The organism is Streptomyces sp. NPDC058674 (assembly GCF_042716505.1).
Taxonomy (GTDB): domain Bacteria; phylum Actinomycetota; class Actinomycetes; order Streptomycetales; family Streptomycetaceae; genus Streptomyces.
In genome coordinates this window covers 169,402-183,087 of record NZ_JBHXSC010000002.1, presented here as the reverse complement: position 1 = coordinate 183,087, position 13,686 = coordinate 169,402, and the positions used below count along the sequence as shown (strand labels likewise).

Annotated in this window: 13 protein-coding genes and 1 tRNA gene; 13 read left to right on the top strand and 1 reads right to left on the bottom strand. The window is 73.4% G+C overall.

Features of this window, described 5'->3' with window-relative positions; translation table 11 throughout:
• The first annotated feature begins 112 nt into the window (after positions 1–112).
• From ACFWU6_RS02115 to ACFWU6_RS02060, 12 genes are all read left to right on the top strand, one after another.
• Positions 113–865, top strand: a complete 753-nt coding sequence (locus tag ACFWU6_RS02115) for a hypothetical protein (protein ID WP_383802887.1) — start codon at positions 113–115, stop codon at positions 863–865.
• A gap of 152 nt (positions 866–1,017) precedes the next feature.
• Positions 1,018–1,782, top strand: coding sequence for a GntR family transcriptional regulator (locus ACFWU6_RS02110; RefSeq protein ID WP_383802885.1), 765 nt, complete (start codon positions 1,018–1,020; stop codon positions 1,780–1,782).
• A 147-nt stretch (positions 1,783–1,929) separates the two neighbouring features.
• Positions 1,930–3,051, top strand: coding sequence for a TIGR03364 family FAD-dependent oxidoreductase (locus ACFWU6_RS02105; protein WP_383977671.1), 1,122 nt, complete (start codon positions 1,930–1,932; stop codon positions 3,049–3,051).
• 5 nt (positions 3,052–3,056) lie between these two features.
• Positions 3,057–3,875: a phosphonatase-like hydrolase gene (locus ACFWU6_RS02100; protein ID WP_383802881.1), complete on the top strand. Its 819-nt coding sequence runs from the start codon at positions 3,057–3,059 to the stop codon at positions 3,873–3,875.
• Positions 3,872–4,921, top strand: coding sequence for an ABC transporter ATP-binding protein (locus tag ACFWU6_RS02095; RefSeq protein ID WP_383802879.1), 1,050 nt, complete (start codon positions 3,872–3,874; stop codon positions 4,919–4,921). The genes ACFWU6_RS02100 and ACFWU6_RS02095 overlap by 4 nt, the downstream gene beginning before the upstream one ends.
• The gene (locus ACFWU6_RS02090; RefSeq protein ID WP_383977668.1) at positions 4,914–5,894 is read left to right on the top strand and encodes a 2-aminoethylphosphonate ABC transporter permease subunit; all 981 of its coding nucleotides are present in this window, start codon (positions 4,914–4,916) and stop codon (positions 5,892–5,894) included. Before ACFWU6_RS02095 ends, ACFWU6_RS02090 begins: the two co-directional genes overlap by 8 nt.
• Positions 5,881–6,678, top strand: coding sequence for an ABC transporter permease (locus tag ACFWU6_RS02085; RefSeq protein ID WP_383802875.1), 798 nt, complete (start codon positions 5,881–5,883; stop codon positions 6,676–6,678). The genes ACFWU6_RS02090 and ACFWU6_RS02085 overlap by 14 nt, the downstream gene beginning before the upstream one ends.
• 95 nt (positions 6,679–6,773) lie before the next feature.
• Positions 6,774–7,847 carry a 2-aminoethylphosphonate ABC transporter substrate-binding protein gene (locus ACFWU6_RS02080; protein WP_383977665.1) on the top strand — a complete coding sequence of 358 codons (1,074 nt, stop codon included), beginning with the start codon at positions 6,774–6,776 and terminating at the stop codon, positions 7,845–7,847.
• A gap of 184 nt (positions 7,848–8,031) precedes the next feature.
• Complete coding sequence (locus ACFWU6_RS02075) at positions 8,032–9,555, top strand: alkaline phosphatase family protein (protein ID WP_383802871.1); 1,524 nt, start codon at positions 8,032–8,034, stop codon at positions 9,553–9,555.
• A 121-nt stretch (positions 9,556–9,676) separates the two neighbouring features.
• A complete protein-coding gene (locus tag ACFWU6_RS02070) occupies positions 9,677–10,456 on the top strand; it encodes an HAD-IIA family hydrolase (RefSeq protein WP_383802869.1) in 780 nt (259 codons plus the stop codon).
• A gap of 82 nt (positions 10,457–10,538) precedes the next feature.
• A complete protein-coding gene (locus ACFWU6_RS02065) occupies positions 10,539–11,147 on the top strand; it encodes a hypothetical protein (protein ID WP_383977662.1) in 609 nt (202 codons plus the stop codon).
• Complete coding sequence (locus tag ACFWU6_RS02060) at positions 11,144–11,803, top strand: class F sortase (protein ID WP_383977659.1); 660 nt, start codon at positions 11,144–11,146, stop codon at positions 11,801–11,803. Before ACFWU6_RS02065 ends, ACFWU6_RS02060 begins: the two co-directional genes overlap by 4 nt.
• A gap of 71 nt (positions 11,804–11,874) precedes the next feature.
• Here ACFWU6_RS02060 and ACFWU6_RS02055 read toward each other — a convergent pair.
• A tRNA-Lys gene (locus ACFWU6_RS02055) sits at positions 11,875–11,948 on the bottom strand.
• 222 nt (positions 11,949–12,170) lie between these two features.
• On the opposite strand from ACFWU6_RS02055, the gene ACFWU6_RS02050 reads away from it, so the two are divergent.
• Positions 12,171–13,499 carry a peptidoglycan-binding protein gene (locus tag ACFWU6_RS02050; RefSeq protein ID WP_383977728.1) on the top strand — a complete coding sequence of 443 codons (1,329 nt, stop codon included), beginning with the start codon at positions 12,171–12,173 and terminating at the stop codon, positions 13,497–13,499.
• Positions 13,500–13,686: the final 187 nt, after the last annotated feature.

Genomic DNA, 13,686 nt, shown 5'->3' with positions numbered 1-13,686 from the left:
GCGCGCGGCGCCCGGCGCGGCTTCGCGCGTGCGTGGCAGGGTGCGAGCCGGGCCGGGGTGATAGTCACCTGGTCCGATCATCGTCCCGTCCGGCGATAAGCGAAGGTCTTCCATGCGACTGCGCAAAGCCCTTGCCCTCACCGCCGTACTCTCCGCCGCCCTCGCCGCGGCCACCGCCCCCTCCGCCGGCGCCGACGTGGGCACGGGCGGCGGGGCCCGCCCCGCACCCGCCCTGCCCTCCCGCGCGCAGGCCACCTGCGGCGACGGGAAGAGCACCGCCTTCCCCATCGGAGCGCGCATCCGCGGCGGCCCGGCCGTCTACCGCACCGGCGGCGGCCCGCAGACCTGGTACCTGGACCTGACGAACACCACCGCCTCCGTGTGCACGGCCATCCACCCCGTCGTCGTGTTCACCGACAAGGCCCGCGCCCTGCGCCCGGCCCACCTGCAGATGGAGTTCGACGCCCCCGGAGGCGCCCTCCCCGTCAGCCTGGAGGCCACCGACCGCGACGAGATCATCGCCGTCTTCGACGGGGGCGAGGCCTTTCCCGGCTTCACCGTCGCCGCCGGCGGCTCGCTGACCGTCAAGGTCGCCCTGGCCTTCGCCCCCGACACCCCGGCCGGCGAGGTCGTCGCCGACGCCGCTCTCGTACAGCGCAAGGGCGACGACGGCGACTGGATCGGCGAGGCCGGCGGCTACCGCTTCTCCGTCGTAGGCTCCCGGGACGAGGACCGCGCCGGGGCCGGAGCGCTGGCCCAGACCGGCCCCCGCGACTGGGCGTACGGCGCCGGCGCCGTGGCCGCCCTCGCCACCGGCGGCGGACTCCTGCTGGGCGCCCGCCGCCTGCGCACCCCCGCCCGCTGACCCCGCCATACCCCCGGCGCGCCACACCCCGGGCCTACACCGCCCCCGCCCCCGCGCCCGCGCCCCTGCCCCGGCGTCCCGGCCCGCGTACGGAAGCCGCGTACGCAAGCCGCGTACGGAAGCCGTTCACCCGGCCCGCATAGAGTCCGACCGTGGAAGATCAGAACCGGCACCACCGCCCCGGGTCGCCCGTCCGCTCCGGGATTCCCGAGCACGGCCGCATCCCCAAGTACTACGCCGTCAAGGCGCGGATCGCCGCGCTCCTCGACGAGCTCGGCGAGGGCGGCCCGCTGCCCACCGAACGGGACCTCGCCGACCGGTACGAGGTCTCCCGCGAGACCGTCCGCCAAGCCCTGCGGGAGCTGCTGCTCGAAGGCCGGCTGCGCCGCTCCGGCCGCGGCACCGTCGTCGCCGGACCGAAGCTGGAGCAGCCGCTCTCCCTCGCCAGCTACACCGAGGGCGTACGCCGCCAGGGCCGCCGGCCCGGCCGCAACCTGATCGGCCTGGAGCGCTTCCCCTGCCCGCCCGACCTCGCCGCCGGCATCGGCGCCAAGCCCGGCGAGCCCGTCTGGCACCTGGAGCGCGTCCTGCTGGCCGACGACGAGCGCGTCGGCCTGGAGAGCACGTACCTCCGGGTGGCCCGCGCACCCCGCCTCGACAGCGACTTCCAGCCGGACTCCTCCTTCTACGGATATCTCCGCGACTGCCTCGGCATCTCCTTCGGGGACGCCGACGAGAAGCTGGAGACCGTCCTCGCGACCCCCCGCGAGGCCCTCCTCATCGGCACCCCGCCCGCCCTGCCCATGCTGCTCATCCACCGCTTCTCGCGCGACCAGGACGGCGTGCCCCTGGAACGCGTGCGGTCGCTCTACCGTGGTGACCGGTTCAGCTTCACGACCCGCCTGCGGGCTGACTAGCCCCGGCCCGACCACCCATAACCGGACGGAAACGGCACGCTGATGTCACAGAAAGGTAACGGGTCTAGTCCAAGTGTCGAGGGCCGTTCACCGGCCCGTCGCCGGCCCGACCCTCCCGGGCCACGGCGGCGGACCACCGTGGACGCCGTGAGAGTCATAGTCGTCGGAAGCGGCGTGGTCGGCACCATGCACGCCTGGCAAGCAGTCCAACGCGGCCACGAGGTCGTCCAGATCGAGCGAGAGGCGGAGGCACGCGGCGCATCACTGCGCAATTTCGGCCAGATCTGGGTCAGCGGCCGGGCCGGGGGAGAGGAGCTCGACACCGCCCTGCGGGCCCGCGAGCTCTGGGAGCGCATCGGCGCGGAGGTGCCCGGCCTGGGATTTCGCGCCAACGGCTCCCTCACCCCCGTCCGCACCGCCCGCGAGTACGCGGTCGCCGAGGCGGCCGCGGCCCGCCCCGACGCCGCCGCCCGCGGCTACGAGCTGGTCACCGCCGCCGAGGCCCGGGAGATCAACCCGGCCCTGCGCGGCGACTTCGAGGCGGCCCTGTGGTGCGAGCGGGACGCGGCCGTGGAGCCGCGCACCGCACAGCTCCACCTGCGCGAGGCCCTGCGCGCGAGCGGCCGCTACACCTTCGTCCCCGGACGCGAGGTCCGGGCCCTGGCGGGCCACGGCGGCGTACGGGACGACCACGGGTACATCCACCGCGGCGACGTGGTCGTCCTCGCCACCGGCGCCTGGCTGTCCGGCCTGGTCCGCGAGCTGGCGCACGACCTGCCCGTGCGGCGCGTACGGCTGCAGATGATGCAGACGGAGCCGCTCGGCGAGGAGCTGACCACCTCGATCGCGGACGCCGACAGCTTCCGCTACTACCCCGCCTACGCGTCGCCCGCGCTCGACGGCCTCAACAGGGAGCAGGCGCAAGCGTCGATCGCCGCAGCGCACAAGATGCAGCTGCTGATGGTCCAGCGCAAGGACGGCGGACTGACCATCGGCGACACCCACGAGTACGAGCACCCCTTCGCGTTCGACACCCTCGAAGACCCCTACGAGCACCTCTCCTCAGTGGCCGAGGCCTTCCTGGGCCGCCCCCTGCCGAAGATCCGGCGCCGCTGGGCGGGCGTGTACGCGCAGTGCACCGACACCACCCGCGTCGTCCACCGCCAGCAGGTGACCGACGACGTCTGGCTGGTGACCGGGCCCGGCGGCCGCGGCATGACCTGCTCGCCCGCCATAGCCGAGACCACCGCGAACGAACTGGGCTGGTGAGCCGGATGACCGAAACGACCCGCACCGAGGCCGAGGCCGAAACCGACACGTACGTGGACACGAACACGCACACGCACACGCACGCAGAACCGAACGCGGACCCGAACGCGGACGTGAACCGGAGGACCGGCTCCCGCGCCGCCGACCGCAGGCTGATCGTCCTCGACATGGCCGGTACCACCGTCGCCGACGGAGGGCTCGTCGAGCAGGCCTTCGAGCGCGCCGCGGAACGCCTCGGCGTCGCCCCGGGCACCCCCGACCACGCCGAGAAGCTCCAGTACGTCCGCGACACCATGGGCGAGTCGAAGATCTCCGTCTTCCGCCACCTCTTCGGCAGCGAGGAGCTGGCCCGGCGCGCCAACTCCGCCTTCGAGGAGGCGTACGGCGACCTCGTCTCCGGCGGCCTCGTCACCCCGCTCCCCGGGGCCCGCGAGACCATCGAGGAGCTGCGCGCCGACGGCCGCACCGTCGTCCTGACCACCGGCTTCGCCCGGGTGACCCAGGACGCCATCCTGGACGCCCTCGGCTGGACGGACCTCGCCGACCTCACCCTCTGCCCGGCCGACGCGGGCGGCCGCGGCCGCCCCTACCCGGACATGGTGCTCGCCGCCTTCCTGCGGACCGGCGCCGTCGCCGACGTGCGTGACGTGGTGGTCGCCGGCGACACCGCCTACGACATGCTCAGCGGGAGCCGGGCCGGCGCGGGCGTCGTGGCCGGCGTCCTCACCGGCGCCCACGACCGCGCGGCCCTCGTGGAGCACGGCGCGACGCACGTCCTCGCCTCCATCGCCGAACTCCCCTCCGTCCTGGCGGAGTCGACGTGAGCGGCATCCGCTTCGACGGGGTCAGCGTCGCCTACGACGGCACCACCGTCCTGGACTCCCTCGACCTGACCGTCGAGCCGGGCGAGGTCATGGCCCTGCTCGGCCCCTCTGGCTCGGGCAAGACCACGGCGCTGCGCGCGGTCGCCGGGTTCGTACGGCCCTCCGCGGGCCGGGTGCTCATCGGCGGCCGCGACGTCACCGCGCTGCCGCCGCACAAGCGGGGCATCGGCATGGTGGTCCAGCAGTACGCGCTCTTCCCGCACATGCGGGTGGAGGAGAACGTGGCCTTCGGACTGAAGGCCCGCAAGACAACCAAGGCGGAGATCCCCGGCCGGGTCGCCGAGGCCCTGGACATGACGGGGATGGCCGCCTACGCGAGGCGCTACCCGCGCGAGCTCTCCGGCGGCCAGCAGCAGCGCGTGGCCATCGCCCGCGCCCTCGCCATCCGGCCCGGCGTGCTCCTGCTCGACGAGCCGCTGTCCGCGCTCGACGCGCAGCTGCGCTCCGGGATGCTCGCCGAACTGGCCCGGCTCCACCGCGAACTGCCCGAGGTCTCCCTCCTGTACGTCACCCACGACCAGGTCGAGGCGCTCACCCTGGCCGACCGGATCGCCGTCATGGACCGGGCCCGACTCCGGGACTGCGGCACCCCGCAGGAGCTGTACCGCGCGCCGCGCACCGAGTTCACCGCCTCGTTCGTCGGCAACGCGAACCTGCTCCCGGTCACGGTGGCGGAGGCCGGAGCGGTCTTCGCCGGCCGTCCGCTGCTCCTCGACCGCGGCCGCGCGGTGCCCGGCTCGCACGCCACGCTGTGCGTACGGCCGCACCTGCTCGGCCTCGGCGACGGACCCAACGCCCTCAGCGGCACGATCGCCGAGGTCCAGTGGCGCGGCTCCACGCACCGGCTGTACGTCGACGTCGCCGGCCACCGCGTCAAGGCGGACCTGCCGGAACTGCGCGAGACCCCCGCCCTGGGGGACCGGGTCACCCTGCACTTCGAACCGCGGGACGCGGTGCTGCTGGCGGCGGGGGTGTCCCATGCGTGACGCCTCGCGGCGAGCCCCCGCCCCCACCCCGCCACCGCAAACCCAGCCCGAGCCCCAAACCCCGGTCCCGGTCCCGGCCCAAGCCCCGTCCGCCGGGCGGGGTTCCGGCGAGCCGGGGCTCGGCCGGCCCGGCGGGGGAGCGCCGCGGAGCCGCCGGCTGCCGCGCGGCGTGTGGGCCCTGCCGCCCGTGGCCGTGCTCGCCCTCGCGTTCCTCTATCCCCTCGGGCTCGTCGTCCAGCAGTCCTTCACCCCCGAGAACGGCGGCGGCGCCCTCGACGCCTACCGCTCCGTCTTCGCCTCCACCGCCTTCCGGGAGGCCCTCGGAACCACCGTCTGGCTGGCCGTCGGAGCCACCGCCGGCTGCCTCGTCCTCGGCTTCGCGCTCGCCCTCGTCATCGCCTTCGTCCCCTTCCCCGGGGCCCGCGCCGTCGCCAAGTTCATCGACGTCTTCCTCTCCTTCCCCTCCTTCCTCATCACCCTCGCCCTCCTCTTCGTCTACGGCACCGTCGGCATGGCCAACGGCGCCTGGACCGACCTCACCGGCGCCCCCGAGGGCCCCTTCCGGTTCCTCGCCACCCCCTGGGGCGTCCTCCTCGCCGAGATCACCTACTTCACCCCGTTCGTGATGCGCCCCCTGCTGGCCGCCTTCTCCCAACTGGACACCGCCCAGCTGGAGGTCGCCGCCGGCCTCGGTGCCCGGCCCGCCCGGATCGTCCGCCGGGTGATCCTCCCCGAAGCCCTCCCGGCCCTCGCCGCCGGCGGCAGCCTCGTCCTCGTCATGTGCCTCAACGAGTTCGGGATCGTCCTGTTCACCGGCGCCAAGGGCGTCACGACCCTGCCGATGCTCGTCTACGGCAAGGCCATCCTGGAATCCGACTACGCGGCCGCCTGCGTGGTTGCCGTCGTCAACATCGCCGTCTCCGTCGGCCTGTTCGGCCTCTACCGGGTGGTGGGCAAGCGTGCTGGTGCATAGCCGGACCGGCCGCTGGGCCGCCTGGGCCCTCTTCGGCCTCCTCTTCCTCCCCCTCTTCGCCCTGCCGCTGCTCGTCGTGGTCGCGGCCTCCCTCGCCACCCACTGGTCCGGCGCCTTCCCCTCCGGACCGACCACCGCGAACTACGCCGCAGCCGTACGGGGCGAATCCCTACAGGCCCTCACCACGTCCCTCGTCACCGCGGTGACGGCGAGCGTGCTGGCCCTCGCCCTCGGCACCTGGGCCGCGCTCGCCGCCGCCGCCCTGGGCAAGCGCGGCAAGCGCCTCCTCGACGCGCTGTTCGTGCTTCCCGTCGCCGTGCCGTCCGTGGTCGTCGGCCTCGCCGTACTCGTCGCTTTCAGCAGGCCGCCCCTGCTCCTCAACGGCACCGGCTCCATCGTCGTCCTGGCGCACACGATCCTCGTCACCGCCTTCGCCTACCAGTCGGTCTCGGCCGCGATCGTCCGGCTCGACCCCGCCTACGAACAGGCGGCGGCCTCGCTCGGCGCCGGCCCCGCGTACGTCCTGTGGCGGATCAGGCTGCCGCTCCTGCTGCCGTCCCTCACCGCCGCCGGCGGCCTCTGCTTCGCCCTGTCCATGGGCGAGCTGAGCGCCACGATGATGCTCTACCCGCCGGACTGGATGCCCCTGCCCGTCCGCGTCTTCACGGCCACCGACCGCGGTGCGCTCTTCGGCGGCTCCGCCGTCGCCGTGGTGCTGATGGCGGCCACGCTGCTCGTCCTGCTGGCCGTTTCGCGCATCCGCACCAGGGCCTCGTACCGCTGAGCGACCCGCGCCAACGCCCCCGTACGACGTCCCCCGCAGCAGCGTCCCCGTACGACGTCCCCCGCCCGAATCCCCCTTCCCCAGGAGGAAGCCCCATGCCCAGCACGCTCCTGCTCCGCACCACCGCGGCGCTGACCGCCGCCCTCGCCCTCACCACCACCCTCACCGCCTGCGGCGGTTCCTCCTCCGCCGACTCCCGGGCCGCCGAGAAGGTGGTCACCGTCTACAGCGCCGACGGCCTCAAGAGCGACAAGGGCGACGGCTGGTACGACAAGGTCTTCGCCGACTTCACCAAGAAGACCGGCATCGAGGTCAAGTACGTCGAGGGCGGCTCGGGCGAGATGGTGCAGCGCGCCGTCCGCGAGAAGACCAACACCCAGGCCGACGTGCTGATCACGCTGCCGCCCTTCATCCAGCAGGCCGACGGCAAGGGCCTGCTCCAGGCCTACCGGCTGCAGGGCTCCGACAAGGTCAACGGAGCGGACAAGGACGCCGACGGCAAGTGGACCTCGGTCGTCAACAACTACTTCGGCTTCGTCTACAACAAGAAGGAGCTCGCCGAGGCCCCCAAGACCTGGGAGGAGCTCCTGGACGCCCGGTACAAGGGCAAGCTCCAGTACTCCACCCCGGGTGTCGCGGGCGACGGCACCGCCGTCCTCATCAAGGCGATGCACGACTTCGGCGGCAAGGAGCCGGCGATGGAGTACCTGAAGAAGCTCCAGGCCAACAACGTCGGCCCCTCCTCCTCCACCAGCAAGCTCGCACCCAAGACCGACAAGGGCGAGCTGCTCGTGGCCAACGGCGACGTCCAGATGAACTTCGCGCAGTCCCGCTCCATGCCGAACCTGGGCATCTGGTTCCCGGCCCGGGACGGCGCCCGGCCCACCACCTTCGCCCTGCCGTACGCGGCCGGCCTCGTCGACAAGGCCCCGCACACCGAGAACGGCAGGAAGCTCCTGGACCACCTGCTCAGCACGGAGGCCCAGCAGCAGGTGAGCGGGGTCGGCGGCGGCTTCCCGGCCCGCACCGACGTCAAGCCGACCGACGCCAACGCCGTCGCGCTCACCCGGCTCATGACGGGCGTGGACGTATTCGAGCCGGACTGGGCCGACATCGACCAGAACCTCACCGGCTACGTGGACGCGTGGAAGTCGGCAACCGGAAGCTGACCGGTTACTTCCTGGCCACCCGAGGCCGCGAGAGTGACGCTTGCACGGCGACACCGCACGGTGACCCCTGCGCCACGCCCCTCGGGTAACGGGTCTGGACCGAGGACCGCACCTGCGGTCCGGACCCGCCCCGACGACACCCCGACCTGCCGCGCCTTCCCCACGACTACTCCCGGAGGAGTACGTGCCCACTGCTGTCCTGTCCGGACGCGCCCTCGCCGTGGCGGCCACCGCCACGGCCCTGCTCGCCACCGCCCTCGGCGGGCACACCGCCACCGCGAAGGAGTCGGCCGCGAACGCCGACAAGGTCCTCGTGATCGGCCTCGACGGCGCGGTCCTCGACCGCGTCAAGGCCGCCAACGCCCCCCACCTGCAAGGCCTGATGGCCCAGGGCCTGACCGCCCGCAGCACCCTGTACGCGAACCCGATGGCCGCGACCTCCTCGGGCCCCGGCTGGTCCACCATCGCGACCGGGGTCTGGCCCGACAAGCACGGCGTGAAGGACAACTCCTTCACCGGCAAGAACTACACCGCCCACCCGGACTTCCTGACCCGCATCGAGAACGCCAGGCCGACGCTCAACACCTACGCGGCCGCCGACTGGGAGCCCATCACCTCCACCGACCAGAACGGCCCCATCTTCTCGGCCAAGGTCGACAAGCGGCTCTCCCTCAAGGGCGACCGCGACGGCTACGGCAGCGAGGACCCGAAGATCGCCGCCGCTGCCGCCGCAGAACTGCGCGACCAGAACCCGGACGCGGCCTTCGTCTACCTCGGCGAGATCGACGCGGCCGGCCACTCCTCGGGGGCCGCCAGCCAGGCCTACCTGAACGCCGTCGCCCGGGTCGACGTCCTCGTCGGCAAGCTACTCACCGCCGTCCAGAGCCGTCCCGCGTACGCCCAGGAGAACTGGAAGGTCCTGGTCACCACCGACCACGGCCACACCAGCGGCGGCGGCCACGGCGGCTCCAGCATCGCCGAGCGCGGCACCTTCGTCATCGCCAGGGGCGCGGGCATCCCGGCCGGCTCGGTACGGGACGACGTGCGCCTGGCCGACGTCGCCGCTACCGCCCTCGCCCACGTCGGCGTCAGCGCCGCGGGCCTCGACGGGGTTCCGCTGAACGCCCCCGACAGCGACCCCTTCGACACCCTGCGCCCCGCCCTCCAGGCCCGCGTGGACGAGACCGGCATACCGGCCGGCACCAAGGGCTTCACCCGTACCCCGCCCGCGGGCTGGTCCGTGGACAACTCGAAGATGGGCACGGGCGGCGTCACCGAGTGGGCGGGCTGGACCTTCGCCACCGACGAGTTCTGGAGCCAGTCCCAGCGGGACCAGTGGCGCGAGCTGAACGTCCGCTCCCGTGACGTCTTCGCCGTCGCCGACTCCGACGAGTGGGACGACAAGAGCCACACCGGCACCTTCGACTCCACCCTGATCACCCCGAAGTGGCCGGTGACCGGCGGCACCACCAGGAACCTGACCTTCCAGACCCACTACCGCCAGGAGGCCGGGCAGACCGCGCAGGTCCTGGTCTCCTACAACGGCGCCGCCCCGGCCGTCGTGAAGAGCTACACCGCCGACGCCGTCGCGAAGTCCGAGTCGATCGCGCTCCAGGTCCCGGCCGGCGCCACCGACGTCCAGGTCCGCTTCCGCTACAGCGGCGACAACAACTGGTACTGGACCGTCGACAACGTCCAGCTGGGCTGACCCCCCGGGGCCGGACCGTCCGGGCCGTGGACGCCCTCCGCGTCCACGGCCCGTCCCGGATAGGGTGGTACAGACCAGAGGCCCCCGAGGTCAGAGGCCCCGCAGAGCGGAGAACAATCCCGTGGCAGAGCGCAAGCCGATCGAATCCTGGCTCACCGACATGGACGGGGTCCTCATCCACGAGGGCACCCCGATCCCCGGGGCGGATGCCTTCATCAAGCGGCTGCGCGAGTCCGGCAAGCCCTTCCTGGTGCTGACGAACAACTCCATCTACACCCCGCGCGACCTGCAGGCCCGCCTGAGCCGCATGGGCCTGGCCGTCCCCGTCGAGAACATCTGGACCTCGGCCCTGGCCACCGCGAAGTTCCTCGACGACCAGCGCCCCGGCGGCACCGCGTACGTCATCGGCGAGGCCGGCCTGACCACGGCCCTGCACGACATCGGGTACATCCTGACCGACCACGAGCCCGACTACGTGGTCCTCGGCGAGACCCGCACGTACAGCTTCGAGGCGATGACGAAGGCGGTCCGCCTGATCAACGCCGGCGCCCGCTTCATCTGCACCAACCCCGACGAGACCGGCCCCTCCACCGAGGGCCCGCTCCCGGCCACCGGCGCCGTCGCCGCGCTGATCACCAAGGCGACCGGCAAGCAGCCCTACTTCGCCGGCAAGCCCAACCCGCTGATGATGCGGACCGGCCTGAACGCCATCGGCGCGCACTCCGAGACCAGCGCGATGATCGGCGACCGCATGGACACCGACGTGCTGGCGGGGCTGGAGGCGGGCATGCAGACCTTCCTCGTCCTCACCGGCCTGACCTCGCTCGCGGACACCGAGAAGTTCCCCTACCGCCCCACGAAGACGGTCGACTCGATCGCCGACCTGGTCGATCTGGTTTAGCGCGTACGGCTGACACGTACGGCGCCGCTCCGGATGCGGAGCGGCGCGCCGCGCGTGAATCTCCTTGGTGAGGAGGTTCACCATGCGCAGCATTCCCACTGCTCTCCGTGTCACCGGTGTGGCCGTCACCCTGGCGGCGTTCACCGCGGTGACCGCGCCCACCGCCCTCGCCGGGGAGGAGGACCGCGGCGGCCGCGGGAGCATCTCGGCCGATCCCGACCCGGCCCACCCCGGAGCGCAGGTCAAGCTGCGCGTCCACGGCTGTGAGGGCACCCGGGGCGCCGCCAAGTCGTCCGTCTTCGTGGCGGACGCCGAGCTGTACGGCCGCGACGGCGGCGGCCGCAGCCCGCTCTACGGCGAGGCGATGATCAGCTCGCACGCCCCGCCCGGCCGGCACTCCGTCCGGGTGACCTGCGACGGCCACGACAAGGTCACCGGGTCCATCGAGATCACCCGCCACCACCGCCCGACGCACCACCCCTCGCCGGTCTGGCCGGTCCACGCGGGCGGCGGCGGCATGGCCGCCGAGCTCGCCGAGGGCTCCCGGCCGGCCGCGACCGCCGAGAAGGCGCACGGGACGCAGGGCCCGGGCCTGCCGCACACGGTGATCGGCGCGGTCCTCGCGGCCGCCGCCACCCTGGCCGTCGCGGGGCGCGCACTGGCCCTGCGGCGTCGCCGCAGCGGCGAGTGAGCCGGGCCGGTGCGGCGGCCGGCGGCCGGCTGCTGACCTTCGCCGCCTGGGCGGTGCTGGTCCTGGGCCTGTGGCTGTGGGGCCGCCAGCTCACCGGGGTCGCGGTGCCGACGGCCGGCCAGGCCGACGGCGCGGTGGGGCCGGGGCTGCCGGCCGCCCACGCCCCGATGCCGGGCTCCTCGCCGCAGCGCGTCGACGTGCCTTCCATAGGCATCCAGGCTCCGGTGATATCCCGGAGCCTGGACAAGGACGGTGCGATCGAGCCGCCCCCGTACGGCAGTCCGGGCACGGTCGGCTGGTGGGGCGCGGGCACCCAGCCGGGTGCCGCCGGGACCGCGCTGATGGTGGGGCACGTGGACACCAAGTCGAAGCCGGCGGTGTTCTTCGGACTGAGCTCGGCGCAGCGGGGCGAGAAGGTGCGGGTGGTGCGGGCCGACGGGTCCGTCGCCGAGTTCACCATCGAGGACGTACGGGTCTACGAGCGCGCGGGCTTCGACCCGCACAAGGCGTACGGCCAGCGGGTCGCGGGCAGGGCGGAGCTGCGGCTCGTGACCTGCGGCGGCTCCTACGACAAGGCGGCCAAGGAGTACACGGCCAATGTGGTGGTCTCCGCCTACCTGACCGGCACGGGCGTCCCCGCCGGCACGGCGGTCTAGGTCGCGCGCCCGTACGGGCGAAAACGAAGAGGCCCTCCGCAGCTTTCGCTGCGGAGGGCCTCTTCCGTCTGTGCGCCGCCAGGGACTCGAACCCCGGACCCGCTGATTAAGAGTCAGCTGCTCTAACCAACTGAGCTAGCGGCGCTTGGTGACAGGCAAAACTCTACCCCACCTGCGCGGGTGCTCGTGACAAGCCACGCCCGCCTTGTCCGATTAACCCATGTTTGAGTGGTTTGTCGTGCACGATATGTCTTGGCCGTGCCCCACCTGATGCCCCGCCAGGCGGAGGGCCGACCGACCAGTGGACGAGCAGGGGAGTGGACGGAACCGCATGACGATGCAGCCGCCGACGCACGCGCAGACGCAGATGCCGATGCCCGTTTTCGAGGAGTACGAGCCCGCGGGCGACTGCGGGTGCCAGGGCTGTGCTCAGCGCCGCCGGGCCCTCGCGCGGGCGCGGGCCATACCGCTGCGGGACGGGGGGCACCCCGCCGCCCGCGGGGCCCGCAGGGCGCTGGTCCTGGCCACCGCCGCCGGAGTGGTCCTCGGTGGCGGCGCCACGGCCGCGGCGGTCGCTGCCGTGCCGGCCGCCGGGCCGTTGACCGCGGACGACCCGCCCGGCTCCCCGCAGGGCGGCCGGGCCCCGCTTCACGGGCCGAAGGCCGGCCAGCCCGGCGCCCCCGGTGCGCCGGGGGTCCCGGGCGCCGTGCGGCGGATCGACCGGACGACGATCATCAACCGGGCGAAGCTGTGGCTGGACGCGAAGGTCCCGTACAGCATGACCGAGTACTGGACGGACGGCTACCGGCAGGACTGCTCGGGCTACGTCTCCATGGCCTGGAACCTCGGGACGAACGAGTGGACCGGCAGCCTCGACAAGTTCGCCACCCGGATCGGCAAGGACGATCTGCTGCCGGGCGACATGCTGCTCTTCCACAATCCCGCGGACCCCAGCAAGGGATCGCACGTGGTGCTCTTCGGCGGTTGGGCGGACGCGACGCGCAAGCACTACATCGCCTACGAGCAGACGAAGCCCACGACGCGGAGACTGGCGACGCCCTACGGCTACTGGACCAACTCGGCGAAGTACCTGCCGTACCGGTTCAACGGGGTCACGGGCGGGATCACTCCGGACGCCCCGGCTCCGGGCCCCCAGCCGGCGACGCCGACGGCCTTCCCGGGCGCGGCGAAGTTCGGGCCCGGGCTGAGCAACGAGCACATCGAGCGGCTGGGCCGGATGCTCGTCGACCGCGGCGGCTTCCGCTTCTACCCGAAGGGCCCGGCCAAGAAGTGGACCGAGGCCGACCGGCTCGCCACCCAGGCCTTCCAGCGCGCCCAGGGCTGGACGGGCGCCGACGCGGACGGCCTGCCGGGCGCGGAGACGTGGCGCCTGCTGGTCGAGCGCCAAGGCAAGGACATCCCGCCCTCGGTGACGGGTGCGCCGGGGCCGGGCGGGGTGCGGGCGTACCCCGGGGCCTCGGTCTTCCGGCTCGGCTCGTCGCACGAGGCCGTCGCCGCCCTCGGCCGCCGGCTGGTCGCGAAGGGCTTCGGCACGTATTACACCTCCGGCCCGGGCCCCCGCTGGGGCGAGGCCGACCGCCGCAACGTCGAGGCGTTCCAGCGCGCGCAGGGCTGGCGCGGCGCCGCGGCCAACGGCTACCCGGGCCCGGAAACCTGGCGCCGGCTGTTCGCATGACGGAGGCAACGATGTACCCCACGCGCACCACCTCGACCACGGGCACCCTCCGGATCCCCCCGGCCGCCCCGCGGCCCACCGGGCCGGACACCGCGCCGCCGACGGGCCCGACCCCGCCGTACGACCCCGCTGCGGGCACTCCGCCCCACACGCGAACCCCCGATGCACCGCCCCCGCCCCACTCCCC

Bases quoted from the DNA above. Each gene is read 5' to 3' on its own strand.
- ACFWU6_RS02050 (WP_383977728.1), top strand. From the start codon at position 12,171: ATGCCGATGCCCGTTTTCGAGGAGTACGAGCCCGCGGGCGACTGCGGG.
- ACFWU6_RS02065 (WP_383977662.1), top strand. From the start codon at position 10,539: ATGCGCAGCATTCCCACTGCTCTCCGTGTCACCGGTGTGGCCGTCACC.
- ACFWU6_RS02100 (WP_383802881.1), top strand. From the start codon at position 3,057: ATGACCGAAACGACCCGCACCGAGGCCGAGGCCGAAACCGACACGTAC.
- ACFWU6_RS02080 (WP_383977665.1), top strand. From the start codon at position 6,774: ATGCCCAGCACGCTCCTGCTCCGCACCACCGCGGCGCTGACCGCCGCC.
- ACFWU6_RS02090 (WP_383977668.1), top strand. From the start codon at position 4,914: ATGCGTGACGCCTCGCGGCGAGCCCCCGCCCCCACCCCGCCACCGCAA.
- ACFWU6_RS02115 (WP_383802887.1), top strand. From the start codon at position 113: ATGCGACTGCGCAAAGCCCTTGCCCTCACCGCCGTACTCTCCGCCGCC.